Genomic DNA, 22,984 nt, shown 5'->3' with positions numbered 1-22,984 from the left:
TTAGGTCGTCAGGCGCGGTGCCGCGCCGCGGCGGCTGATCCACACCGCCCCCAGAATCACCAACCCGCCCAGCAACAGCCGCCCCAGGTCTTCGTGCTGGTTCCAGATCAGCAGGTTGATCAACAGCCCCACCGGCACATGCAGGTTGTTCATCACCGCCAGGGTGGCGCCGGTCACCAGGCACGCGCCCTTGTTCCACCAGTACATGCCCAGGGCCGTGGACACCAGGCCGAGGAACAGCAGCACCGCCCATTGCAGCGGCGCGTCGGGCAGGTAGTGGGCCTTGCCGAACAGCAGGAACGCCGGCAACACCACCAGCAGCGCCCCCAGGTAGAAGTAGCCGAAGCGCCGGTAGTGCGGCTCGTCGCTGGGGTAGCGCGCTACCAGATGCTTGTACAGCACTTGCCCGGCGGCATAGGTGAAGTTGGCCAGTTGCAGCAGCAAGAAGCCCATGAAGAAGTCCGGGTTGACGCTGTCGTAGCGGATCACCACCGCGCCTGCCACCGCCACCAGCGCCGCCAGCAGGCCCCAGGGGTTGAAGCGCCGGTTCAGGGCGTCTTCGATCAGGGTCACATGCAACGGCGTGAGGATGGTGAACAGCAGTACTTCCGGCACCGTCAGCACGCGAAAGCTCAGGTACAGGCACACGTAGGTGATGCCGAACTGCAGCGCACCGATCAGCAGCATGCCGCGCATGAAGGCCGGGGCCACCCGGCGCCAGCGGGTCAGTGGAATGAACACCAGCCCCGCCAGCAGCACCCGCACCAGCACCGCGAAGTAACTGTCGACATGCCCGGCCAGGTATTCGCCGATCAGGCTGAAGGAAAACGCCTGGATCAGCGTGACAAAAAGTAGATAGCCCATGTTCGCCTCGTCTTGAATGGCGGCGACGATAGCGGTTTTGCCCCCTCAGATGAAATCCCGGGCAAAAAAAAGCCCGATCTCGCTAGGCGTGCAATCGGGCGTCGGTACTGAAGGAGCAACCAGTACAAAGGGAGGTTCGATGCGCGAACCGGCTTGAAGGGGGATGCGCAGGCGCTACTTGAACACCGGTGGATTATCTGCGGATTAACGGCGCCGCCCTGCCCTTCGCTGAGCGGCGCCTGGGCTCAAGAATCGCGGCTCAGGCCACCTGGGCCAGCTTGGCATTGGCCTGGTTCAGGCCCTTCTCGTGGAAATCGCCCCCCAGGTTCAGGCCTTCGGCGTGGATGAACTCCACATCGTGGATGCCGATAAAGCCCATCACCTGGCGCAGGTAGGGTTCCTGGTGGTCCGCGGTGCTGCCGGCGTAGATACCGCCGCGGGCAGTAAGCACGTAGGCACGCTTGCCGGTGAGCAGGCCCTGGGGCCCGGTGTCGGTGTACTTGAAGGTCACCCCGGCGCGCAGTACGTGGTCGAGCCAGGCCTTGAGGGTGCTGGGAATGGCGAAGTTGTACATCGGCGCGGCCATGACCAGGACGTCGGCGGCCAGCAATTCCTCGGTCAATTCATTGGAGCGTTGCAGGGAGTCCTGCTCGGCGGCGCTGCGCTGCTCGGCGGGTTTCATCCAGCCCCCCAGCAGGTTGGCATCCAGGTGCGGCACCGGGTTGCGGGCCAGGTCGCGTACCGTGATCGAATCACCCGGGTGGGCGGCTTGCCATTGCTGGATAAAGGTCTGGGTCAACTGGCGGGATACGGAATCCTGCTGGCGGGCACTGCTTTCAATGATCAGGACGCGGGACATGGCACAAATCTCCATCGGGGTATGCGTAAGTCGATGGAGCGCAGATTAAACAGAGTGATATCGATGAAAAAGCGCAAATAACTGCTATAACCAATCAACAAATTCGTTTATAAGCGGAGCCAGCCCTGCAGCAACCGGCCGGGCCGGGCCCACTTCGATCATTTGGCCTGGCAGGTCAGGTCCAGGCGCAGCTTGATGATCTTGCGATTGAACTTGGCGGTAACGTTCTTGCTCTGCCCTGCGGCGACTTCCACCTTGCGGGTGCGCGGCGCTTCGGGGCCATTGCGAAACACCACCGAGCACAGCGCATCGCTCTTGCCGTAGTTGTTCAACTGGATGGAGCCGATGTCTTCATCGGTGTCATAGGCCGTGTAATCGATGCTCTGGCCATTGAGCTGCTTCTCGACTTCGATGGGATAGGCCCAGGCGCTCAAGGGCAACAGAGCCAGCAACACACAACAGAATTTTCTCATTCGGCAGTCTCCAGTAAGGAGCGCCAGCTTAGGACAAGAGGAGCCCCTCATGAAAGCGCCCCGCGTGACCCTGGATCAATGGCGCACCCTGCAGGCGGTGGTCGACCACGGCGGTTTCGCCCAGGCCGCCGAAGCGCTGCACCGGTCCCAGTCCTCGGTCAGCTACACCGTGGCCCGCATGCAGGACCAGCTCGGCGTGCCGCTGCTGCGCATCGACGGCCGCAAGGCAGTGCTCACCGAAGCCGGCGGCGTGTTGCTGCGCCGCTCCCGGCAACTGGTCAAGCAGGCCAGCCAGCTGGAAGACCTGGCCCACCATATGGAACAGGGCTGGGAAGCCGAAGTGCGGCTGGTGGTGGACGCTGCCTACCCCAACGCGCGCCTGGTACGCGCCCTGACCGCCTTTATGCCGCAAAGCCGTGGCTGCCGCGTGCGCCTGCGCGAGGAAGTGCTGTCCGGGGTCGAGGAAGTGCTGCTCGAAGGGGTGGCCGACCTGGCCATCAGCGGCTTCAACATTCCCGGCTACCTGGGTACCGAGATGAGCTCGGTGGAGTTCGTCGCCGTGGCCCACCCGGAACACGCCCTGCACCGCCTGCAGCGGGAACTGCACTTCCAGGACCTGGAAAGCCAGTTGCAAGTGGTGATCCGCGACTCCGGCCGCCAGCAACCGCGCGATGTCGGCTGGCTCGGCGCCGAACAGCGCTGGACCGTGGGCAGCCTGGCCACCGCCGCGACCTTCGTCGGCAGCGGCCTGGGCTTTGCCTGGCTGCCCCGGCACCTGATCGAGCGCGAGCTGCGCGAAGGCCTGCTCAAGGTCCTGCCCCTGGACCAGGGCGGCAGCCGCCACCCGACCTTCTACCTTTACTCCAACAAGGACAAACCCCTGGGCCCGGCGACGCAGATCCTCGTGGAGCTGCTGCGCACCTTCGACACCGCGCCCCTGGATGCGCCCTTTGCCGCCCCCGAGCAAGCCTGACGCCCCACCCACCAGAACAGGAGTTCTGCCATGGCCTATTTCGAGCATGAAGGTTGCACCCTGCACTACGAGGAATACGGCCGGGGCGACCCCCTGCTGCTGGTCCATGGCCTGGGTTCCAGCGCCCTGGACTGGGAAAAACAGATCCCCGCGCTCTCGGCCCGCTATCGGCTGATCGTCCCGGACATCCGCGGCCACGGGCGCTCCGACAAGCCCCGGGAGCGCTACAGCATCAAAGGCTTCACCGCCGACATCGTGGCGCTGATCGAGCACCTGAACCTGGGCCCGGCCCACTACGTCGGGCTGTCCATGGGCGGCATGATCGGCTTCCAGCTGGGGGTGGACCAGCCGCAGTTGCTCAAGAGCCTGTGCATCGTCAACAGCGGCCCCGAGGTCAAGCTGCGCAGCGCCAACGACTACTGGCAGTGGTTCAAGCGCTGGAGCCTGGCCCGGGTGCTGAGCCCGAGCGCCATCGGCAAGGCCCTGGGCCCGCGGCTGTTTCCCAAGCCGGAGCAGGGCGAGCTGCGGCAGAAGATGGCCGAGCGCTGGGCAAAAAACGACAAACGTGCTTATCTCGCCAGCTTCGACGCCATCGTCGGTTGGGGGGTTCAGGAACGTCTGTCACGAATCACCTGTCCAACCCTGGTCGTCAGCGCCGACCGCGACTACACCCCGGTGGCGCTCAAGGAGGCTTATGTCAAACTGCTGCCGGACGCGCGGCTGGTGGTGATCGAGGACTCCCGACACGCCACGCCGCTGGACCAGCCGCAGCGCTTCAACCAAACCCTGCTGGACTTCATGACCACAGTCGACACCACCACCCAGGATCACTGACCCATGCTGAAAAAAATCGCCCTCGTCGCCGGCTCCGTACTCTTCGCGGCCAACCTGATGGCCGCGCAACCGGCCAAGGCGCCCCACGTCCTGCTGGACACCAGCTTCGGCAAGATCGAAGTGGAACTGGACCCGGTCAAGGCACCGATCTCCAGCAAGAACTTCCTCGACTACGTCGACAGCGGCTTCTACACCAACACCATCTTCCACCGGGTGATCCCGGGGTTCATGGTCCAGGGCGGTGGCTTCACCGCGCAGATGGTGCAGAAAGACACCCGCGACCCGATCAAGAACGAAGCCTCCAACGGCCTGCATAACGTGCGTGGCACCCTGTCCATGGCCCGTACCTCGAACCCCAACTCGGCCACCAGCCAGTTCTTCATCAACGTCGCCGACAACGCCTTCCTCGACCCGGGCCGCGATGCCGGCTACGCCGTATTCGCCAAGGTGGTGAGCGGCATGGACGTGGTGGACCAGATCGTCAACTCCCAGACCACCACCAAGCAGGGCATGCAGAACGTGCCGATCGACCCGGTACTGATCAAGTCGGCCAAGCGTATCGACTGATACTTCGCAGCCTGTCCCGACGGCGGCGCCCTACCCGGCGCCCCGTCCGTTTTCTGCACAGGAGAGCCCGTACCCCGGGCTTCAGACCCCATGCTCTTTCGTCGTTTTGAACAACTGATCGACATCTTCCGCGACGCTCCCAGCGCCACCCCGCCCAACCGGGTCCTGCCCTTCTACTTCCACTACATCAAGCAAGTCTGGCCGAGCTTCGTCGCCCTGCTGGTGGTGGGCCTGTTCGTGGCCCTGATCGAGGTGTCGCTGTTCAGCTACCTGAGCACCATCATCGACCTGGCCCAGGGCACCCCCAGCGTCCAGGTGTTCACCGACCACGGCCTGGAACTGGCCTGGATGGCGGTGGTGGCGCTGCTGTTCCGGCCCCTGATGGTGGGCCTGCACGACCTCCTGATGCACCAGACCATCAACCCTGGCATGACCAGCCTGATCCGCTGGCAGAACCACAGCTACGTGCTGCGCCAGAGCCTGAACTTCTTCCAGAACGACTTCGCCGGGCGCATCGCCCAGCGCATCATGCAGACCGGCTATTCGCTGCAGGACTCCTCGGTGCAGGTGATCGATGCCCTGTGGCACGTGACCATCTACGCCATCGGTTCCCTGGTGCTGTTCGCCGACGCCGACTGGCGCCTGATGATCCCGCTGCTGCTGTGGATCGCCGGCTTCATCGGTGCCATGCGCTACTTCGTGCCACGCATCCAGAAGCGCTCGGTGGACGCCTCCGACGCCCGCTCCAAGCTGATGGGGCGAATCGTCGACGGCTACACCAACATCACCACCCTCAAGCTCTTCGCCCACACCCACTTCGAGCAGAGCTACGCCCGCGAGGCGATCGCCGAGCAGACCGAAAAGAGCCAGCTGGCCGGGCGCGTGGTTACCGCCATGGACGTGACCATCACCAGCCTCAACGGCCTGCTGATCGCCGGCACCACCGGCCTGGCCCTGTGGTTGTGGAGCCAGTCGCTGATCAGCGCCGGGGCCATTGCCCTGGCCACCGGGCTGGTGATCCGCATCGTCAACATGTCCGGCTGGATCATGTGGGTGATCAACGGCATCTTCGAAAACATCGGCATGGTCGAGGACGGCCTGAAGACCATCGCCCAGCCCCTGCAACTCACCGACCGCGAGCAGGCACCGAAGCTGGCGGTGGCCCAGGGCGGCGTGCGTTTCGAACATGTGGAGTTCCACTACGGCAAGGCCAACCGGGTCATCAGCGACCTCAACCTGGAGATCCGCCCGGGGGAGAAGATCGGCCTGATCGGCCCGTCCGGGGCCGGCAAGTCAACCCTGGTCAACCTGCTGCTGCGCCTCTACGACCTGCAGGGTGGCAAGATCCTCATCGACGGCCAGGACATCGCCGGGGTAACCCAGGAAAGCCTGCGCGAACGCATCGGCATGATCACCCAGGACACCTCGCTGCTGCACCGCTCGATCCGCGACAACCTGCTCTACGGCCGCCCCGACGCCACCGACGAGGAACTCTGGGAAGCAGTGCGCAAGGCTCGTGCCGACGAGTTCATCCCGTTGTTGTCCGACGCCCAGGGCCGCACCGGCTTCGACGCCCATGTCGGCGAGCGCGGGGTCAAGTTGTCCGGCGGCCAGCGCCAGCGCATCGCCATTGCCCGGGTGCTGCTCAAGGATGCGCCGATCCTGATCATGGACGAAGCCACCTCGGCCCTGGACTCGGAAGTGGAAGCGGCGATCCAGGAAAGCCTGGAGACCCTGATGCAAGGCAAGACCGTGATCGCCATCGCCCACCGCCTCTCCACCATCGCCCGCATGGACCGCCTGGTGGTCCTGGAACAGGGGCGCATCGCCGAGACCGGTACCCACGCCGAACTGCTGGCCCACGGCGGCCTGTATGCGCGCCTGTGGCAGCACCAGACCGGAGGCTTCGTCGGCATCGACTGAGCCTCTGTAGCCGCTGCCGCAGGCTGCGATCGGCCCCGCAGGGGCCGTAGAACCGGAGTTCGCGGTTCGTCTGGTAAAACGCGGCGGCCGCCTTGCGAGTCCTGCGGCAGCGGCTACAGGGTGCTAATCAGCTACAGAAAGTTGCCGCACAATGCGCCAGAGCCCCCGGTTTCAGGGGGCCCTGGCGTTTTTCATGGGCGAGTGGAATTGCGCCGAAAGCCTGCTGTACTCAGCCTAGGTTCCGGAGCGGAACCTGTAGTTAACCTGCGGGATGCATAACAGTTGTATCGCGTTGATAGGTTGACCTATCAAGGACTCTCTCATGTCTTTGTTCAAACGTTCTGTCACCGAATTGCTCGGTACGTTCTGGCTGGTCCTGGGCGGTTGCGGCAGCGCCGTGCTGGCGGCGGCCTTTCCCAACGTCGGTATCGGCCTGCTCGGGGTCGCCCTGGCCTTCGGCCTGACGGTGCTGACCATGGCCTTCGCCATCGGCCATATCTCCGGTTGCCACTTGAACCCCGCGGTGTCCGTCGGGCTGGTGGTGGGTGGACGCTTTCCGGCCAGGGAACTGCCGGCCTATATCGTCGCGCAGGTGATCGGCGGAGTGATCGCCGCGGCGCTGCTGTATTTCATCGCCAGCGGCAAGCCGGGGTTCGAACTGGCCTCGGGGCTGGCGTCCAACGGCTATGGCGCACACTCCCCCGGGGGCTATTCCATGGCCGCGGGTTTTGTCTGTGAGTTGGTGATGACCTTGATGTTCGTGGTGATCATCCTCGGTGCCACCGACAAACGCGCCCCGGCGGGGCTGGCGCCCATCGCCATCGGCCTGGCCCTGACCCTGATTCACCTGATCTCGATCCCGGTCACCAACACCTCGGTCAACCCGGCCCGCAGCACCGGACCGGCGCTGATCGTCGGCGGCTGGGCGTTGCAGCAGCTGTGGATGTTCTGGCTGGCGCCGATCCTTGGCGCAGTGATCGGCGGTGTGGTCTATCGCTGGCTGGGCAAGGAAGACGGCTGAGCAACGCCGGCGAGGGTCACGCCTGCCGATAGGGCAAGGCGTCCCTCGCCTCTTGCGCATAGGCGCGGATTCCGGCCTGTTCCTGTTGCAGGAAATCCTTCACCGCAGCCTTCAGCCCGGGATGGCGCAGGTAGTGCCAGGAGCGGGTGAGCACCGGTTCGAAGCCGCGAATCAGCTTGTGTTCGCCCTGGGCGCCGGCGTCGAAGCGCTGCAGCCCCTGGGCGATGGCGTACTCCATGCCCTGGTAGAAACAGGTCTCGAAATGCAGGCGGTCGAACTCCGCCAGGCAACCCCAGTAGCGCCCATAGAAACTGTCGCCGCCCACCAGGCTGAAGGCCATGGCCACCGGGCGCCCGCCCTGCTTGGCCAGGACCACGCGGATCGCTTCGGGCATACGCTCGGCCAGCAGGCTGAAAAATGCTCGGGTCAGGTAGGGTGACTGGCGCCGCACCGCGTAGGTGTTGGCGTAGCAGGCATAGACGAAATCCCACTGCGCCTGGTCCAGTTCATGGCCTTCGAGCCACTGGAAATCAATGCCCTGCCCCGCCACCTGCTCGCGCTCCTTGCGCATCTGCTTGCGCTTGCGCGAGCTCAGGGCATCGAGGAAATCCTGAAAGTCCCGGTAGCCACGGTTCTGCCAGTGAAACTGGCAGCCCAGGCGCTGCAGCCAGCCCGGTTGCTGCTCCAGGGCCGCGTCGCTGAAATCGTCGGTGAAGTTGATATGGGCACTGGAAAGCCCTTCGATCTCCAGGTAGCCGGGCAGGCTTTTCAGCAGTTCGAGCGCATCTGCCTGGGTCGCTGCCAGCACCCGGGCGCCGCTCACCGGGCTGAACGGCACCGCCGTCAGCAGCTTGGGGTAGTAGTCGATTCCGGCCCGGTCGCAGGCATCGGCCCAGCCATGATCGAACACGTATTCGCCGTAGGAATGCCATTTGCGATAGCTGGGCAGCGCCGCCAGCAGCCGACCGTCTTCGACATGCAGCAGGTGCTCGGCCTGCCAGCCAGAGCGCGGGCCAAGGCTGCCGCTGTCTTCCAGGGCACTGAGAAAGGCGTGGCGCACAAAGGGTTGCCCGTCCTTGAGCAGGCCATCCCATTGCGCAGGATCGACGGCGGACAGGCTGTTCAAGGATTGCAGCGGCATCGGGGTCCCCGGAATTCAGATCGAACAACCCGGGGAGTATCCTCCATCCCCGGGTTCACCGAAACCGCCGCAGCGCTAGCGCCCCAGGCGCTCCGCCAGAAAGTCGATGAACACCCGGGACTTGCGCGGCAGGTGCGCACTGTTGGGAAACAGCACATGCACCGGCTGCGTGGCCAGCCGGTACTCGGGCAATACCCGCACCAGCCGCCCGTTGCCCAGATCATCGAGGACCATCCACTCCGGCAGCACCGCCAGCCCCAGGCCGGCCAGGGCCATGGCGCGAATCGCCGTCGCCGAGTTGGACTCGTGCCCGGGGCTGACCTTGACCTCCACCTCGCCACGGCGCGGATGGCTGAAGGTCCAGCCCGGCGGCCCGCCCAGGTTGCTGTTGCCAATCCAGGGCCAGGCATCGAGCTCTTCAGGCTGCGTCACCTGCCGGTCCTTGAGCAGCGCCGGGCTGGCCACCAGGACAATGGCGTAGTCCGCCAGCTGGCGCCCCTTGAACCCCGAGTCCGCCAGGTGCCCGAGGCGGATCACCAGGTCGAGCTTTTCCGCCACCAGATCATTCAACGACGAGTTGAAGTGATAACTCAGGCGCACCTCGGGATAACGCGCGGTGAACAACGGCAGGATCGGCAACACGAACGTCTCGGCATACTCCGCCGTGGAGCTGATGCGCAACTTGCCACTGACCCGGTCGCGCCCGTGCAGCACATTGTCGAAGGCGGTGTCGATATTGGCGACAATCCCCTTGAACTCGTCGTAGAGGGCCTGGCCGGTCTCGGTCAGTGTCACCTGCCGCGTGGTGCGGATCAGCAAGGTGCTCGCCAGCGCTTGCTCCAGGGCCTTTATGTGCAGGCTGGCCATGGCCTTGCTGATGCCCAGGTACTGCGCGGCGCGGGTGTATGAGCCGAAGTCCACCACCGCAAGAAAGGTCTGTACCCGGTGCAGCTGGCCGTGAAAATTTTCGCTCATTGTCAAATCCTATTAAACAATGCGTCAAGTATAGGCACCTCGACACCCTGCCCCCAAGCTCCCTAAGCTGCGCGCCAAAAGGGAGACGGCATGACTTACAGATACAAAGTGGCGGTGGTATTCCTTCTCGGATTCTTCATCGACTGCGTCAACATTTTCATGTCGGCGGTGGCCCTGCCCACTATCGCCGCCCAACTGCAAGTGTCCAGCGCCGCCGTGGCCTGGGTCGCCAATGCCTACATCCTCGGCCTGACCCTGGTGATCGCCATCAGCACCTGGCTCGCGGCGCGTTTCGGCAACCGCCAGGTGCTCTGCGCCTCGATGCTGCTGTTCAGCGTTGCCGGGCTGATGTGCGGGCTGGCCGACAGCTTCATGCCACTGGTGTTCTGGCGGCTGGTCCAGGGCATGGCCGGCGGCCTGCTGATTCCCCTGGGGCAGGCACTGACCTTCAACCTGTTCCAGGGCACGCAACGGGCGCGGATCTCCACCCTGGTGATGGCCGTGGCGCTACTGGCGCCAGCGCTGTCGCCCACGGTGGGTGGGGCCATTGTCGACCACAGTTCCTGGCGCTGGGTGTTCTTCGCCAGCCTGCCGCTGTCGCTGCTGGCGGCGTTGCTGTCCTGGTGCTGGATCAACGCCGAGCGCTCGGCGCCACCGCCGCGCCCGGACCTGCGCGGCCTGCTGCTGGTGACTGCGAGCCTGGGCTGCCTGTTGCTCGGCATGTCGCTGTACGGCAGCGGCTACCCGGCCCATCAGGCCGCACCGGGCCTGGTTGCCGGCCTGCTATTGGCCGAGTGCTACCGGCGTCACTGTCGGGCCTGCGCCCGGCCCATCGTCGAACTGCGGCTGCTGAAAAATCCGCGCCTGGGCCTGTCGGTGGCTATCTATCACGCGATCCCCGGGGTCTTCACCGGGGTCAATCTGCTGAGCCTGTTCTTCCTTCAGGAGAGCCTGCACCTGAGCGCCCAGCACAGCGGCATGTTCATGCTGCTGTATGCCGCCGGCGCACTGCTGGCGATGCTCGCCTGCGGACGTTTGTACAATCGCCTGGGCGCCGCACGGCTGTTCGCCATCGCCCTGGTGCTGCACAGCGCCGGCATCGCCAGCCTGTACGGGGTCGATTCGCTGGCCGATCTGCCCCTGATCAGCCTGGCCTACCTGCTGATGGGCCTGGGCGGCGGCGCCGGTGCCAATACCGCGCAGACCACCGCCCTGCTGGACTTCGACGGCGCCGATACGCACAAGGCCAGCGTGATCTGGAACATCAACCGGCAGATGGCCTTCAGCCTCGGCGCGGCCTTGCTGTTGATGCTCTACAACCTGCTGCTGGGTTATCGGGGCGTCACCGGCGCCTACCACCTGAGCCTTTTGCTGGCCGCCGCAGCCGGCCTGCTACCCCTGTTGACCCTGAACCGACTCCCACCACCCGAGGCCTCCCATGCCCAACTCGATCGCTAGACAGGCGCAATACAGCGTGCACTGGATTCACCAACTGATTCACAGCGTCTTCACCAACCAGCGCGGGGATGCCGAGGCCTGCATCGATCCCTTGCTGGGGCTGTTCGCCGAAGACTTCCAGATGGTCACCACCGGCGGCGCCATGGTCGGCCGCGAGCAGGTGGAACAGCTGTTTCGCGAAGGCCTGGGCCAACGCCCCGGTCTGGAAATCAGCATCAGCCAGGTGCGCTGTGTGTGGCAGGAAGGCCAGAGCGCGGCGATCCACTACAAGGAAACCCACCGCCTGGGCCAGGTCGAAAGCGCGCGCCTGTCCCTGGCGATCATTCGCGTGCAGGGCGATGCGGCGCAGTGGCTGTACCTGCACGAAACCGCCTGCCCTTGAGAGGCGCCCGTGCAGCCGGCAAAAAAAACCCCGCCGGGGCGGGGTTAAAACGAGAGGAGCTATAACGGATGAGAAAGAGCTCTACCTGGGTGTTGCAACAGCGTTAGAACACGTACTGCACACGGGCTACGAGGGCATCGCCGCTGTCATCGCCAACGTTGTTGGTGATCTTGTCGGTGTTGACCTTGATGTAGTTGGCGGAAATCTTGATCGCCTCGTTGGCGTACCAGTTGACCCCGATGGTGTTCATGGTGGCCTTGGCATCGCCGACGTCACGGGTGGCGGTGGCGGCTACGACGTTCTTGTCATCGACCTTGATGTTGTCGTAGCGGTAGAACACTTCCCAGGCACCGTACTGCTTGTTCTCGGGCTTGATGGTGTCGAACTTGGCGCCGTCGAGTTTGTACACCCGGGCCTCGCCGGTCAGGGTATAGGCCAGTTGGCCGTAGAAACCGGTGGCCTTGACGTCCTTGTAGGCGTTGCTGTCGGCCTGCAGCTTGCGGGTCAGGTATTCCGCCTGGGCCGAGAACGGGCCGGTGGCGAAGGCGAATTCACCGCCGAACACCCGGTCATTGTCATAGGCGCCAACGGCCGTCTGGCTCGACGCGTTGAGGCCGGCGCCGCCGCCGAAGGTGGCACGGTTGCCGTTGGTGCCGGCATCGTTGCCGCCGTTGGTGGCGATACCACGCACGCCCAGGCGTGGGCGGATCCGCGAGTCGAAAGCGGTGTCGCTCACATCACGGCTGGCAAAGTCCAGACCGAAGTGCAGGACGTTGCCGGTCTCGTGCATCGGGGCGAACACGGCACGGGCGTTGAACTGCTTGACGCTGTCGCCGTCCTTGTCGTTGATGTCCTTGGCCGCCACGCTGCCGGACAGGTAGGCCATGTCGGCGACCACCGAGCTGGCCTGCAGGCCCATGCCGTTCTCGTGGGAGTTGACCCAGTCGGCCAGCTCGTAGGCGGCGTTACGCTCCATGGCGGTAACCCACTTGGAACTGGTGGCCTTCTCCAGGCCGAAGTCTTCGTCGAAGCGGCCGGCGCGCAGGGTCACCGGCTTGAAGCCGACGTAGGAGATGGACGCCTCGTCGAAGTAACCGTCATCGGCGGTGCCCGAGTTGTGGGAGAAGTCGTAGTTGATCTGGTATTTCCAATCCTTGTAGGCGGTGCCGCCCAATTCCAGATAGGCGCGGCGGAAGTACGCGCCGTCGCCGCTGTCACCATTCTTGGTGTAGAACCCGTCGAAACGGCCATAGTCGGCTTGCAGACGACCGCCCAGCTTGAAGCTGAACGCGGAGTCGGTGGTAGCAACCTCAAGGCCGCCCTTGGTTTTGACTACGATATCGGCGCCGTCGGTGGTGACGGTGCCAGCGAAAGCCTGGGCGGTTACTGCCAAGGCCAGGGCGCTGGCGGCAAAACCGGCGAAGTGCTTACGGATCATCGAAGAGTTCCCCTAATTGGTGGTCTGTAGCGTTGGAAAACACGCGGGGTTGGCCCGCTGGTGTTGGGTGGGAATCTTGGCGAGGGGTTATTTCAGCCGGGTTGCTGATAGATAAAGATTTGATTACAGGGGAACTTTTTTACTTCGAAATGAAATAAGGCAAAAAGCCTGTACTAGAGCCTTTGCCCTGGGTTTTGCGGGGGAATAGGGGGACACCAGAACACTGTCACCTTTGATCGGATGACAGTTTCATGTGGTGTCTGTAGTCGTCGAGCCCCGGCGAGGCGGAGAACGGCTCCGTAGGAGACGCCGCGGTCCTGAGGGCGCTGGAGGTTCGACGGGAGACCGTCAAGCAAGGCCCTGCGGGCCTTTTCGCAGCCTCGCCGGGGCTCGACAGCGGCTACCGAGCCATGGGGGGAGGCAGGATCAGCGGTGGTTCTGGCGCTCGGCGGCCAGACGCTCGGCCAGTTCGTCGAGACCCTCCAGGGGCGGCTCCGGAAGCACCCGCAAGGTGGCCTGGAGCAGGCGCATCTGGCGAATGAAACGCCGGCAGTTGGGGCAGAACAACAGATGATGGCGCACCATCAAGCGCTCGCGAAAGCTCAACTGGCCATCGAGATAATCGCTGGATCGTGCCACTTGTTCCTTGCAGGTCAGCATTGGCCGGTTTCCTCAAAATGCTCCACGGTGGCGAAGACCTTCAGACGCGCCCGGTGCAGCAGTACCCGGACATTGGAGAGCGTGAGCCCCAAAAGGTTACAGATCTCTTCCAGCTCCAGGCCCTGGCGTTCGCGCAACAGCAGGACACTGCTCTGCAACTCCGACAGGCTGAGCAAGGTGTGCTCCAGGCAGTCACGCAGTTCGGACTCGGTCAGCAGGGCTTCCGGGGTGTCTTCGTGCCAGGCGAAAGGCGCCACCAGCCAGTGACCATCGCTGGAGGAGAAACGCTCATCACCCACGGTGCCATGGGGCGCCGGCAGATCGTCGAGCAACACTTCCCGGCGGTTCTGCTTGTAGCGGCTCTTGGCCGCGTTGGCGGTGATGGTCAGCAGCCAGGTCTTGAGGCTGGAACGCCCCTGGAAACCCGCCAGGTTGCGCACCACCGACAGCCAGGCGTCCTGTACCACTTCGTCGGCGTGGCGGTTGCCGACAATGGCGTAGGCCACGGCGCGCATGGCGCTCTGGTAGGTGCCGACCAGTTCCTTGTAAGCCTTTTGTTCGCCCGCCAACAGGCGCTCTAGCAGTTGCGTGTCATCAGCAGCGGCCATTCGTGCCTCGTTCAATCATGCAGGTTTGAGGGGGTGTGACGCGCCAATCCCGCCCGACGCCACACCCCAACCCTGGATCAACGCTTGCGCAGCAACACGCTACCGATCGAATAACCGGCGCCAAAGGAGCTGAGCACGGCCAGGGAACCGCTGGCCAGGTCGTCCTGGTACTTGTGGAAGGCAATCACCGAACCCGCCGAACTGGTGTTGGCGTAGGTGTCGAGAATCACCGGCGCTTCTTCCACCGAGGCTTCGCGGCCCAGGAGTTTCTTGACGATCAGGTGGTTCATGCTGAGGTTGGCCTGGTGCAGCCAGAAGCGCTTCACGTCGCTGACGTTGAGCTGGTTTTCTTCCAGGTGTGCAGCGATCAGCTCGGCCACCATCGGGCATACATCGCGAAATACCTTGCGGCCTTCCTGGACGAACAGCTTGTCGCGGGCACCGATACCCTCTTCCGCGGCGCGGTTGAGGAAGCCGAAGTTGTTGCGGATGTTGTTGGAGAACTGGGTCAGCAGCTTGGTGCTGACGATGTCGAACTGGTGCTCGGAGGTGGCCAGGTCGGCTCGCTCGATGACCACCGCAGTGGCGGCGTCGCCGAAGATGAAGTGGCTGTCGCGGTCACGGAAGTTCAGGTGCCCGGTGCAGACTTCCGGGTTGACCATCAGGATCGCCCGGGCCTGGCCCAGTTGCACGCTGTTGCAGGCCGCCTGGATGCCGAAGGTCGCCGAGGAGCAGGCCACGTTCATGTCGAAGCCAAAACCCTGGATGCCCAGTGCGGCCTGGACTTCGATGGCGATGGCCGGGTAGGCGCGCTGCAGGTTGGAGCAGGCGACGATCACCCCGTCGATGTCGGCGGCAGTCTTGCCGGCCCGCTGCAGGGCTTGCTCGGCGGCGGCCACGGCCATCTGGCAGAGTACCGACCATTCGTCGTTGGAGCGTTCCGGCAGGCGTGGAGCCATGCGCTGCGGGTCGAGGATGCCGTCCTTGTCCATGACGAAGCGGCTCTTGATGCCCGAGGCCTTTTCGATGAAGGCAGCGTTGGATTCGGTCAGGGCCTGCACTTCGCCGCGCTCGATGGCGGCAGCGTTGTCACTGTTGAACTGGTGGACGTAGGTATTGAACGATTCCACCAGCTCTTCGTTGGAGATGCTGTTGGCCGGGGTAAACAGGCCGGTGCCGCTGATGACGACGTTGTGCACGGTCGTTCCTCTAATGTGTTGAGGCAGAAGGTATTGGCACTCACGTGCCAAACCGTAAAGGGACGACTCCCGCCAAGGGAGCCGTTTCTGGCATCGCTTTATTCCGATCCGCCCAGGCTGCCTGCGATGCAGAAAGCCGGGGCCGGCATTTATGACGGCGGAGTTTGCCATAACCTCCGCCATTTCGCCGCAACTGCAAGATCGACGGAGTCAACCCTGTGCCGCCCCTGGCGGCGCTTTCGCTGGCACGCCAGCGCCTGCGAAGGGCTTTAGATCAGGCGTCGACCAGGCTCCACTGCTTGCTCAGGCGCTTGTCGGAAATCGGCACCTTGGTCCCCAACTGCTGGGCGAACAGGGACACCCGGTACTCCTCCAGCCACCAGCGGTACAGCTCCAGCTGCGGGTCGCGCTTGCCTTCCTGGGCATGCTTCTGGGCCCGGGTCTGGTACTGGCTCCACAGGCCCGTGAGCTCGCTGCTCCAGACCCGGTCCTTCTGCACCTGGCTGCCGAGTTTCTCGAAGCGCAGTTCCACGGCCTTGAGGTAACGCGGCAGTTCCTTGAGCCACAGGGCCGGGGTTTCCCGGACAAAGCCCGGGTACACCAGGTTCGCCAGCTGGGCCTTGATGTCGTTGAGGGCCACGGCCTGGGCCAGGTCGATCTTGCCCTTGAAGCGCTTTTGCAGGCCGTGCCAGAGCTTGAGGATCTCCAGGGTCAGGCGTGCCAGGCGCTCGGCGTGCTCGGTCCAGGCACCACGCTTGCGCTCGGCCAGGGAGGCCAGGCCCGCGCCATCCCGAGGCAGCACGGCCTCGCCTTCAAGAATGCAACTGTCGAGGCTGGCCAGGAGAATGTCCTCCACCAGCGCATCGACCCGGCCCAGTTCGCGGTACAGCAGGCCCAGCTCGGTAAGGCCCGGCAACTTGCCCCGCAGGAACTTGGCCGGCTCGGCCAGTTGCTGCAACAGCAGGCGCTGCAAGGCCCGGCGATGCTGGAACTCGGCCTCGGCAGCGGTGGAGAAGCGCCCTTCCTTGACCGTACCCGCCTCCTCCACCAGGGCCGGGTACACCGTCATCGACAGCCCGGCGATCTTCTGCTGGGTCTTTTCCGCCACCGCGGCAAATACCTTGGCTTGCACCGGTTGCTGGCTCTTGGCAGTCTGCGGCACCGCCAGGGCAGCCTGGCTGGCTTCGGCGAAACGCGCGGTCAGTTCGGCCAGGTCGCGGCCTTCGCCGAGGAACTTGCCCTGGGCGTCGACGATTTCCAGGTTCATCCGCAGGTGGCTTTCCACCTGTTGTTCGGCTTCGCTCCAGGCCTCGTCGCTGACCCGGGCACCGGTCATGCGCAGCAGCTCGCGGCCCAGGGCCTGGGGCAAGGAGCCCTCGGCGAAGACCATGCGCTGCAGGGCGGCCTTGACGAAGTCCGGCACCGGCACGAAGTTCTTGCGCAGGGCCTTGGGCAGGTTGCGCACCAGGGCGATGCACTTGGCCTCGATCAGCCCCGGCACCAGCCATTCCAGGCGTTCGGCGGGCAGTGCCGGCAGCAGCGGCGCCGGCACCCGCAGGGTCACGCCGTCCCGGGGATGGTTGGGTTCGAAGTGGTAACTCAGGGCCAGTTCCAGGTCGCCGATATGCAGGGTGTCCGGGTACTGCTTGGCGGTGACCTCGCTGGCCTCGCGGGCCAGCACGTCTTCCTCGCGCATGATCAACAACTGCGGGTTCTTCTGGCTGTGCACCCGGTACCAACTGTCGAAGGTCGCGGTCTGGTGGATCTCCGCTGGCAGGCGCGCGTCGTAGAAGGCGAACAGGGTTTCCTCGTCGGCCAGGATGTCGCGGCGCCGGGCCTTGGCCTCCAGCGCATCGAGCTGTTCCAGCAACTGGGTGTTGGCGCTCAGGCACTTGGCCTTGGACTGGATTTCGCCACGCACCAGGGCCTCGCGGATGAACAGCTCGCGGGACACCACCGGGTCCACCGGGCCGTAATGCACTGGCCGGCGGCCGACCACGATCAGGCCGAACAGGGTGATCTGCTCGTAGGCCACTACCTGGCCGCGCTTCTTCTCCCAATGGGGCTCGAAGTGGTTCTTCTTCACCAGATGGCCGGCCAGGGGCTCGATCCAGTCCGGCTCGATCCTGGCCACCATGCGCGCATAGAGCTTGGTGGTTTCCACCAGCTCGGCGGTCATCAGCCATTGCGGGCGCTTCTTGCCCAGGCCCGAGGACGGGTGGATCCAGAAGCGCCGCTGGCGGGCCCCCAGGTAGTCGCCGTCTTCGGTCTTCTGGCCGATCTGGCTGAGCAGGCCTACCAGCACCGCCTTGTGCAGTTTCGGGTAGTCCGCCGGCTCCTTGTTCAGGCTCAGTTGCAGGTCGCGGCAGATCAGGCTCAATTGCCGGTGCGAATCACGCCACTCGCGCAGGCGCAGGTAGTTCAGGAAATTCTTGCGGCACCAGTTGCGCAGCGGGCTGGCGGTGAGGGCCTGGCGCTGTTCTTCGAAGCCGCGCCACAGGTTGACCAGCCCGGCGAAGTCCGAATCCACGTCCTTCCACTGGGCGTGGGCCTGGTCGGCGGCCTGCTGGCGCTCCGGCGGACGCTCGCGGGGGTCCTGGATCGACATGGCGCTGGCGACGATCAGCACTTCCTGGAGGCTGCCGAGCTTGGCCGCTTCCAGCAGCATGCGGCCCATGCGCGGATCCACCGGCAGGCGCGCCAGTTGCCGGCCCAGTGGTGTCAGCTGGCTGTTGCGGTCGACTGCCGAGAGTTCCTGCAGCAGGTTGAAACCGTCGCTGATGGCCTTGCCATCCGGCGGCTCGATAAACGGGAAGGCGGTGATTTCCCCCAGGCGCAGGTGCAGCATCTGCAGGATCACCGCCGCCAGGTTGGTACGCAGGATCTCCGGGTCGGTGAATTCCGGCCGGCCGAGGAAATCTTCCTCGCTGTACAGGCGTACGCAGATCCCCGGTTCGACCCGGCCGCAACGGCCCTTGCGCTGGTTGGCGCTGGCCTGGGAAATCGCCTCGATGGGCAGGCGCTGGACCTTGGCCCGGTAGCTGTAGCGGCTGATGCGCGCAGTGCCGCTGTCGATCACGTAGCGGATGCCCGGCACGGTCAGCGAGGTTTCGGCGACGTTGGTGGCCAGCACCACGCGGCGGCCCGGGTGGGACTGGAAGATGCGCTGCTGTTCGGCCGGCGACAGGCGCGCGTACAGCGGCAGGATCTCGGTGTGCTTGAGCTGGGCCTTGCGCAGCATCTCCGCGGCGTCGCGGATCTCCCGCTCGCCGGGCAGGAACACCAGCACATCCCCGGGGCTGCGCCTTTCACTGCGTTCATGGGCGGCGATTTCATCCAGGGTGGCGAGGATCGCCTGGTCCACCGTGAGGTCGTCCTCGACCCGGTTGCCCTCCTCGTCCTGTTCCAGGGTCAACGGGCGATACCAGGTTTCCACCGGGAAGGTACGGCCGGAGACCTCGACGATCGGCGCGTTATCGAAGTGCTTGGAGAAGCGCTCAAGGTCGATGGTCGCCGAGGTGATGATGACCTTCAGGTCCGGGCGCCGCGGCAGCAGGGTCTTGAGGTAGCCGAGGAGGAAGTCGATGTTCAGGCTGCGCTCGTGGGCCTCGTCGACGATGATCGTGTCGTAGCGTTCCAGGTAGCGATCGTTCTGGGTTTCCGCCAGCAGGATGCCGTCGGTCATCAGCTTGATCAGGGTGCTGGAATCGCTCTGGTCCTCGAAGCGCACCTGGTAGCCCACCAGCGAGCCCAGGGGCGTGGCCAGCTCTTCGGCGACCCGGCTGGCCACGCTGCGGGCGGCAATCCGCCGGGGCTGGGTATGGCCGATCAGGCCATGCTGGCCACGACCGATTTCCAGGCAGATCTTCGGCAACTGGGTGGTCTTGCCCGAGCCGGTCTCGCCGGCAATGATCAGCACCTGATGCTTGAGCAGCGCCTCCTTGATCTCGTCGCGCTTGGCGGCAATCGGCAGGCTGTCGTCATAGCGGATCTGCGGCACGCTCTGGCGACGCGCCGTCACCAGGTTGCAGGAAGCCTGCATGCGCTCCAGCCACTGGGCGAGCTTGGCCTCGTCGGGCTTCTTGCGCAGTTCGAGCAACTGCCGGCGCAACCGGTGACGGTCGCCGAGCATGGCTTGATCGAGGTTTTTCAGCAGTTGGTCGATTGCAGGCGATTCGTCAGTCATCAGGTACGCAAGGGTCGTCTATTTAGGCAGGGCGCGATTGTCGCAGAAAAGTCCATGCAATACGTAGGAGCCGGCTTGTCGGCGAAGGGGCCAGTGAGGGCGCCCTCGCCGGCAAACCGGCTCCTGCACGTCTATTTATTCGTCTTCCAGGCCTTGGCGCCGGTAAGGGAAGACATCGATCACCTTGCCGGCGCGGATGGCCTCCTGCAGGCCCTTCCAGTAATCGGCGTTGTACAGCTCGCCGTGCAGCTGGTCGAACAGCTTGCGCTGGCCGGCATCGGCGAACAGGAACGGCGGGAACTCCTCGGGAAACACGTCGTGGGGGCCGATGGAATACCAGGGTTCGGAAGCCATTTCATCTTCCGGGGTACGGGGGGCCGGAATGTGGCGGAAGTTGGCTTCGGTGAGGAAGCAGATTTCATCGTAGTCATAGAACACCACCCGGCCATGGCGGGTGACGCCGAAGTTCTTCAGCAGCATGTCGCCGGGGAAGATGTTGGCCGCCGCCAGCTGCTTGATCGCCAGGCCGTAGTCCTCCAGGGCCTCGCGCACCTGGGCTTCGTTGGCATGCTCCAGGTAGAGGTTGAGCGGGGTCATGCGCCGCTCGGTCCAGCAGTGGCGGATCAGTACCGTCTGGCCTTCCACCGCCACCGTGGAGGGCGCCACTTCCAGCAGTTCCTCAAGGCACGCCGGGTCGAACTTGCTCAGGGGGAAGCGGAAGTCGGCGAACTCCTGGGTATCGGCCATGCGGCCCACCCGATCCACGCTTTTCACCAGCCGGTATTTCTCGATCACCGTGGCCCGGTCGACGTTCTTCGACGGCGAGAAGCGGTCCTTGATGATCTTGAACACGGTGTTGAAGCCCGGCAGGGTGAACACGCTCATGACCATGCCGCGCACCCCGGGGGCCATGATGAAGCGATCGTCGGTGCTGGCCAGGTGGTTGATCAGGGCACGGTAGAACTCCGACTTGCCGTGCTTGTAGAAACCGATGGAGGTGTACAGCTCGGCGATGTGCTTGCCCGGCAGGATGCGCTTGAGGAAGCCGATGAATTCCGCCGGCACCGGCACGTCCACCATGAAGTAGGAACGGGTGAAGGAAAAGATGATCGAGACGTCCGCCTCGTCGGTGATCAGCGCGTCGATCTGGATCCCCCGACCTTCGCGGTGCAGCAGCGGGATCACCAGCGGCCACTGTTCTTCATGGGTGAAGATGCGCCCCACCAGGTAGGCACCCTTGTTGCGGTAGAGCACCGAGGAAAACAGTTCCAGGGTCAGTTCCGGGTCCTTGCACACCCAGTCCGGCAGGTTCTCCCGCAATTGCGCCTCCAGGCGCCGCAGGTCCCCCGGCAGGTCGGCGTAGTCCTCGCTGAAGCGGTAGTCGGCGAACACCTGTTCGAGCATCGTCGCCAGTTCGCCCTGGGGCTTGTAGCTGCGGGTCTGCGCGGCCCGGGCCCGGCGCAGGCTGGGCCGGGTAGTGTGGATGAACATGCAGCCGTCGCTGATCAGGTCGTGGCTGAACAGGCCGCAGAAGATCGAGTTGTACCAGGTCTCGGACAGCTCATCGTCAAAGCGCAGGTCGATCAGGCTGATGTAGGCGCTTTTCACCAGTGGCCACTGGCTGACATCCATCAGCGACTCGGAGCTGAAGGCCTGGTGCAGGCGCGCCACGGTCTCGCCCACCTTCTCTTCATACAGGTTGATCCGCGCTGCCGAGGCCTTTTGCGCTTGCTGCCACTGCGCCTGCTCGAAGCGTTGCCGGGCACCGTCGGTGATCTGGCGAAAGTGCTCGCGGTAGTCGTCGAAGCCATCGAGGATCATTCGAGCGATATCGGCGGCGGGCCATGACTGCGACATAAAGAGACCTCTGCGGGAATTTACGATGCCAGAGCTTAGCCAGTGAAACGAGGTGAAGAGAAGCGTATTTTTGTGTTGGGACGTACGCCGAAAAATGACCCGGCGGTCGCTCTGTCTCCAGGCCTCTGCAACGCAGGATTGAACGCAACAATCGGGGTGCGGGTTTTCTTTGCCCCGTGCGCCAATAAGGTTTGCCATGCCCGGCCACGCTGGGCAAGATCCCTCGCCCCGAACCCAAGGAACCTCCTGTGAAACCTGTCGATCTGCTGCGCCTGCTGTCGCTGGCCGCCATCTGGGGCGCGAGCTTCTTGTTCATGCGCATCATCGCCCCGGTACTGGGCAGCGTGCCCACGGCCTTCTTCCGGGTGTCCATCGCCGCGATCGGGCTGCTGGTGATGCTGGCGTTGATGCGGGTCGACTGGAACTTCCGCGGCAAGCTCAAGACCGTGCTGCTGCTCGGGGTGATCAACTCCGGGATACCCGCGACGATGTACTCGGTGGCGGCCCAGGTGCTGCCCGCCGGCTACTCGGCGATCTTCAATGCCACCACGCCGTTGATGGGGGTGTTGATCGGCGGCCTGTTTTTCCATGAACGCCTGACCCCGAGCAAATTCGCCGGGGTCTGCCTGGGCCTGCTCGGCGTCGGCATCCTGACCCGCGCCGGCCCCGTGGCCTTCGACCGAGACCTGCTGCTGGGCGCCCTGTCCTGCTTGATGGCCACCACCTGCTACGGCTTCGCCGGGTTCCTCGCCCGACGCTGGCTGGACCAGGCCGGCGGCCTGGACAGCCGCCTGTCGGCCCTGGGCAGCATGCTGGGAGCGACCCTGCTGCTGTTGCCGCTGTTCGCCTACAACGCCATCAGCCAGCCGCCCCCCAGCTGGGGTGGCTGGAGCGTATGGCTATCGCTTTTGGGGCTGGGGCTGGGCTGCACCGCGTTTGCCTACGTGCTGTATTTCCGCCTGCTCAGCGCCATCGGCCCGGTGCGTTCGATGACCGTGACCTTCATGATCCCGCCATTCGGCGTACTGTGGGGCGCGTTGCTGCTGGACGAGCCGCTGTCCATGGCCCACCTGTATGGCGGCGCGTTGATTGCCGCCGCGCTGTGGCTGGTGCTCAGGCCGGCGGTGAAGGTAACGGCTTGAGGCCCGTGCCTTGAGCGGCCAACAGGCTTCAAGGAACACTCAGGGTGATCAGGTAGGCGCCCGAGGTCACGGCCTTGCCTGCCTGGTCGATAACGGCATAGTGCTGGTCGTAATAGCGCCCCTCGCGCCCGCTGTCGGCCAGGAGCTTGACCTTGACTACGGAGTTTCCCGGGCCGCTGGCGCTGGCCAGCGGGCCGACCCGCCGAACGTCAATGGATCCCCCGCGCGAGCCCTGAGGGCACTGCCGCAAGTTCAGCCCATCGCTGGCAGCATTGGAGGTGCAGTTGGACTCTACGATCTTGCCGTAAAAACGGATGATGCCTTGCCCTGAGGGAGTGGCGGCAAGGCAACTGCCCGATAGCCCAAGGAACAGACTCAAAGCAGTGGAAGCAAGCGCTACGTTCATCCTGACTCTCCTTGTGTG

The 22,984-nt window shown here is 64.5% G+C and carries 20 protein-coding genes; 8 read left to right on the top strand and 12 right to left on the bottom strand.

Going from position 1 to position 22,984, the window contains the following annotated elements; all coding sequences use genetic code 11:
* From AC07R1_RS17080 to AC07R1_RS17070, 3 genes are all read right to left on the bottom strand, one after another.
* Positions 1–864 (bottom strand): EamA/DMT transporter family protein, encoded by an 864-nt coding sequence (locus AC07R1_RS17080; RefSeq protein WP_495110766.1) that lies wholly within the window; start codon positions 862–864, stop codon positions 1–3.
* A gap of 259 nt (positions 865–1,123) precedes the next feature.
* Positions 1,124–1,723, bottom strand: a complete 600-nt coding sequence (locus AC07R1_RS17075; protein WP_011059884.1) for an FMN-dependent NADH-azoreductase — start codon at positions 1,721–1,723, stop codon at positions 1,124–1,126.
* A 158-nt stretch (positions 1,724–1,881) separates the two neighbouring features.
* On the bottom strand, positions 1,882–2,196 hold the full coding sequence (locus AC07R1_RS17070; protein ID WP_011059883.1) for a hypothetical protein: 315 nt from the start codon (positions 2,194–2,196) through the stop codon (positions 1,882–1,884).
* 49 nt (positions 2,197–2,245) lie between these two features.
* Here AC07R1_RS17070 and AC07R1_RS17065 point away from each other — a divergent pair, with 49 nt between their 5' ends.
* The 5 genes from AC07R1_RS17065 to aqpZ all read left to right on the top strand — a co-directional run bounded on the left by AC07R1_RS17065 (position 2,246) and on the right by aqpZ (position 7,514).
* Positions 2,246–3,169 carry a PA3225 family LysR-type transcriptional regulator gene (locus tag AC07R1_RS17065; RefSeq protein WP_011059882.1) on the top strand — a complete coding sequence of 308 codons (924 nt, stop codon included), beginning with the start codon at positions 2,246–2,248 and terminating at the stop codon, positions 3,167–3,169.
* Positions 3,170–3,199: 30 nt separating this feature from the next.
* On the top strand, positions 3,200–4,003 hold the full coding sequence (locus AC07R1_RS17060) for an alpha/beta fold hydrolase (protein ID WP_207239882.1): 804 nt from the start codon (positions 3,200–3,202) through the stop codon (positions 4,001–4,003).
* 3 nt (positions 4,004–4,006) lie between these two features.
* Positions 4,007–4,570 carry a peptidylprolyl isomerase A gene (locus tag AC07R1_RS17055; RefSeq protein WP_011059880.1) on the top strand — a complete coding sequence of 188 codons (564 nt, stop codon included), beginning with the start codon at positions 4,007–4,009 and terminating at the stop codon, positions 4,568–4,570.
* 90 nt (positions 4,571–4,660) lie between these two features.
* A complete protein-coding gene (locus AC07R1_RS17050) occupies positions 4,661–6,493 on the top strand; it encodes an ABC transporter ATP-binding protein (protein WP_015634574.1) in 1,833 nt (610 codons plus the stop codon).
* A 322-nt stretch (positions 6,494–6,815) separates the two neighbouring features.
* Positions 6,816–7,514, top strand: a complete 699-nt coding sequence (aqpZ, locus tag AC07R1_RS17045; protein ID WP_011059878.1) for an aquaporin Z — start codon at positions 6,816–6,818, stop codon at positions 7,512–7,514.
* 16 nt (positions 7,515–7,530) lie between these two features.
* Here aqpZ and AC07R1_RS17040 read toward each other — a convergent pair whose 3' ends face one another.
* Together AC07R1_RS17040 and AC07R1_RS17035 are read right to left on the bottom strand one after the other, a co-directional pair.
* Complete coding sequence (locus tag AC07R1_RS17040; protein WP_011059877.1) at positions 7,531–8,655, bottom strand: GNAT family N-acetyltransferase; 1,125 nt, start codon at positions 8,653–8,655, stop codon at positions 7,531–7,533.
* A 75-nt stretch (positions 8,656–8,730) separates the two neighbouring features.
* The gene (locus AC07R1_RS17035; RefSeq protein ID WP_495110765.1) at positions 8,731–9,630 is read right to left on the bottom strand and encodes a LysR family transcriptional regulator; all 900 of its coding nucleotides are present in this window, start codon (positions 9,628–9,630) and stop codon (positions 8,731–8,733) included.
* Between the two features lie 90 nt (positions 9,631–9,720).
* On the opposite strand from AC07R1_RS17035, the gene AC07R1_RS17030 reads away from it, so the two are divergent.
* Complete coding sequence (locus AC07R1_RS17030; RefSeq protein ID WP_019093330.1) at positions 9,721–11,088, top strand: MFS transporter; 1,368 nt, start codon at positions 9,721–9,723, stop codon at positions 11,086–11,088.
* Positions 11,069–11,470: a nuclear transport factor 2 family protein gene (locus tag AC07R1_RS17025; protein ID WP_026019998.1), complete on the top strand. Its 402-nt coding sequence runs from the start codon at positions 11,069–11,071 to the stop codon at positions 11,468–11,470. Before AC07R1_RS17030 ends, AC07R1_RS17025 begins: the two co-directional genes overlap by 20 nt.
* A 103-nt stretch (positions 11,471–11,573) precedes the next feature.
* On the opposite strand, the gene AC07R1_RS17020 is transcribed toward AC07R1_RS17025, so the two are convergent.
* The 6 genes from AC07R1_RS17020 to aceK form a co-directional block, all read right to left on the bottom strand.
* Positions 11,574–12,908 (bottom strand): OprO/OprP family phosphate-selective porin, encoded by a 1,335-nt coding sequence (locus AC07R1_RS17020; RefSeq protein ID WP_011059873.1) that lies wholly within the window; start codon positions 12,906–12,908, stop codon positions 11,574–11,576.
* A 426-nt stretch (positions 12,909–13,334) separates the two neighbouring features.
* Complete coding sequence (locus AC07R1_RS17015) at positions 13,335–13,568, bottom strand: anti-sigma factor family protein (protein WP_011059872.1); 234 nt, start codon at positions 13,566–13,568, stop codon at positions 13,335–13,337.
* Positions 13,562–14,176 (bottom strand): RNA polymerase sigma factor, encoded by a 615-nt coding sequence (locus AC07R1_RS17010; RefSeq protein WP_011059871.1) that lies wholly within the window; start codon positions 14,174–14,176, stop codon positions 13,562–13,564. The genes AC07R1_RS17015 and AC07R1_RS17010 overlap by 7 nt, the downstream gene beginning before the upstream one ends.
* Before the next feature lie 77 nt (positions 14,177–14,253).
* Positions 14,254–15,375, bottom strand: coding sequence for a beta-ketoacyl-ACP synthase III (locus AC07R1_RS17005; RefSeq protein ID WP_019093329.1), 1,122 nt, complete (start codon positions 15,373–15,375; stop codon positions 14,254–14,256).
* Between the two features lie 274 nt (positions 15,376–15,649).
* The gene (gene hrpA / locus AC07R1_RS17000; protein ID WP_019093328.1) at positions 15,650–19,561 is read right to left on the bottom strand and encodes an ATP-dependent RNA helicase HrpA; all 3,912 of its coding nucleotides are present in this window, start codon (positions 19,559–19,561) and stop codon (positions 15,650–15,652) included.
* Positions 19,562–19,696: 135 nt separating this feature from the next.
* Positions 19,697–21,418, bottom strand: coding sequence for a bifunctional isocitrate dehydrogenase kinase/phosphatase (gene aceK / locus AC07R1_RS16995; protein WP_053149632.1), 1,722 nt, complete (start codon positions 21,416–21,418; stop codon positions 19,697–19,699).
* A 248-nt stretch (positions 21,419–21,666) separates the two neighbouring features.
* Between aceK and AC07R1_RS16990 the strand changes: the two genes are divergently transcribed.
* On the top strand, positions 21,667–22,560 hold the full coding sequence (locus AC07R1_RS16990; RefSeq protein ID WP_495110764.1) for a DMT family transporter: 894 nt from the start codon (positions 21,667–21,669) through the stop codon (positions 22,558–22,560).
* Positions 22,561–22,588: 28 nt separating this feature from the next.
* On the opposite strand, the gene AC07R1_RS16985 is transcribed toward AC07R1_RS16990, so the two are convergent.
* The gene (locus tag AC07R1_RS16985; protein WP_053156843.1) at positions 22,589–22,966 is read right to left on the bottom strand and encodes a hypothetical protein; all 378 of its coding nucleotides are present in this window, start codon (positions 22,964–22,966) and stop codon (positions 22,589–22,591) included.
* Positions 22,967–22,984 lie beyond the last annotated feature (18 nt).

This window comes from Pseudomonas sp. GW821-FHT07F01, from assembly GCF_059418825.1.
This window is presented reverse-complemented; position numbering and strand designations above follow the sequence as displayed.

Excerpts from the sequence above, each read along its gene's own strand:
- AC07R1_RS17055 (WP_011059880.1), top strand. The coding sequence starts at position 4,007 with ATGCTGAAAAAAATCGCCCTCGTCGCCGGCTCCGTACTCTTCGCGGCC.
- AC07R1_RS17025 (WP_026019998.1), top strand. The coding sequence starts at position 11,069 with ATGCCCAACTCGATCGCTAGACAGGCGCAATACAGCGTGCACTGGATT.
- AC07R1_RS17020 (WP_011059873.1), bottom strand. The coding sequence starts at position 12,908 with ATGATCCGTAAGCACTTCGCCGGTTTTGCCGCCAGCGCCCTGGCCTTG.
- AC07R1_RS17070 (WP_011059883.1), bottom strand. The coding sequence starts at position 2,196 with ATGAGAAAATTCTGTTGTGTGTTGCTGGCTCTGTTGCCCTTGAGCGCC.
- AC07R1_RS17050 (WP_015634574.1), top strand. The coding sequence starts at position 4,661 with ATGCTCTTTCGTCGTTTTGAACAACTGATCGACATCTTCCGCGACGCT.
- AC07R1_RS17015 (WP_011059872.1), bottom strand. The coding sequence starts at position 13,568 with ATGCTGACCTGCAAGGAACAAGTGGCACGATCCAGCGATTATCTCGAT.
- hrpA (WP_019093328.1), bottom strand. The coding sequence starts at position 19,561 with ATGACTGACGAATCGCCTGCAATCGACCAACTGCTGAAAAACCTCGAT.
- aqpZ (WP_011059878.1), top strand. The coding sequence starts at position 6,816 with ATGTCTTTGTTCAAACGTTCTGTCACCGAATTGCTCGGTACGTTCTGG.
- AC07R1_RS17060 (WP_207239882.1), top strand. The coding sequence starts at position 3,200 with ATGGCCTATTTCGAGCATGAAGGTTGCACCCTGCACTACGAGGAATAC.
- AC07R1_RS17075 (WP_011059884.1), bottom strand. The coding sequence starts at position 1,723 with ATGTCCCGCGTCCTGATCATTGAAAGCAGTGCCCGCCAGCAGGATTCC.
- AC07R1_RS17035 (WP_495110765.1), bottom strand. The coding sequence starts at position 9,630 with ATGAGCGAAAATTTTCACGGCCAGCTGCACCGGGTACAGACCTTTCTT.
- AC07R1_RS17080 (WP_495110766.1), bottom strand. The coding sequence starts at position 864 with ATGGGCTATCTACTTTTTGTCACGCTGATCCAGGCGTTTTCCTTCAGC.
- AC07R1_RS17030 (WP_019093330.1), top strand. The coding sequence starts at position 9,721 with ATGACTTACAGATACAAAGTGGCGGTGGTATTCCTTCTCGGATTCTTC.
- AC07R1_RS17065 (WP_011059882.1), top strand. The coding sequence starts at position 2,246 with ATGAAAGCGCCCCGCGTGACCCTGGATCAATGGCGCACCCTGCAGGCG.
- aceK (WP_053149632.1), bottom strand. The coding sequence starts at position 21,418 with ATGTCGCAGTCATGGCCCGCCGCCGATATCGCTCGAATGATCCTCGAT.
- AC07R1_RS16985 (WP_053156843.1), bottom strand. The coding sequence starts at position 22,966 with ATGAACGTAGCGCTTGCTTCCACTGCTTTGAGTCTGTTCCTTGGGCTA.
- AC07R1_RS17010 (WP_011059871.1), bottom strand. The coding sequence starts at position 14,176 with ATGGCCGCTGCTGATGACACGCAACTGCTAGAGCGCCTGTTGGCGGGC.
- AC07R1_RS17040 (WP_011059877.1), bottom strand. The coding sequence starts at position 8,655 with ATGCCGCTGCAATCCTTGAACAGCCTGTCCGCCGTCGATCCTGCGCAA.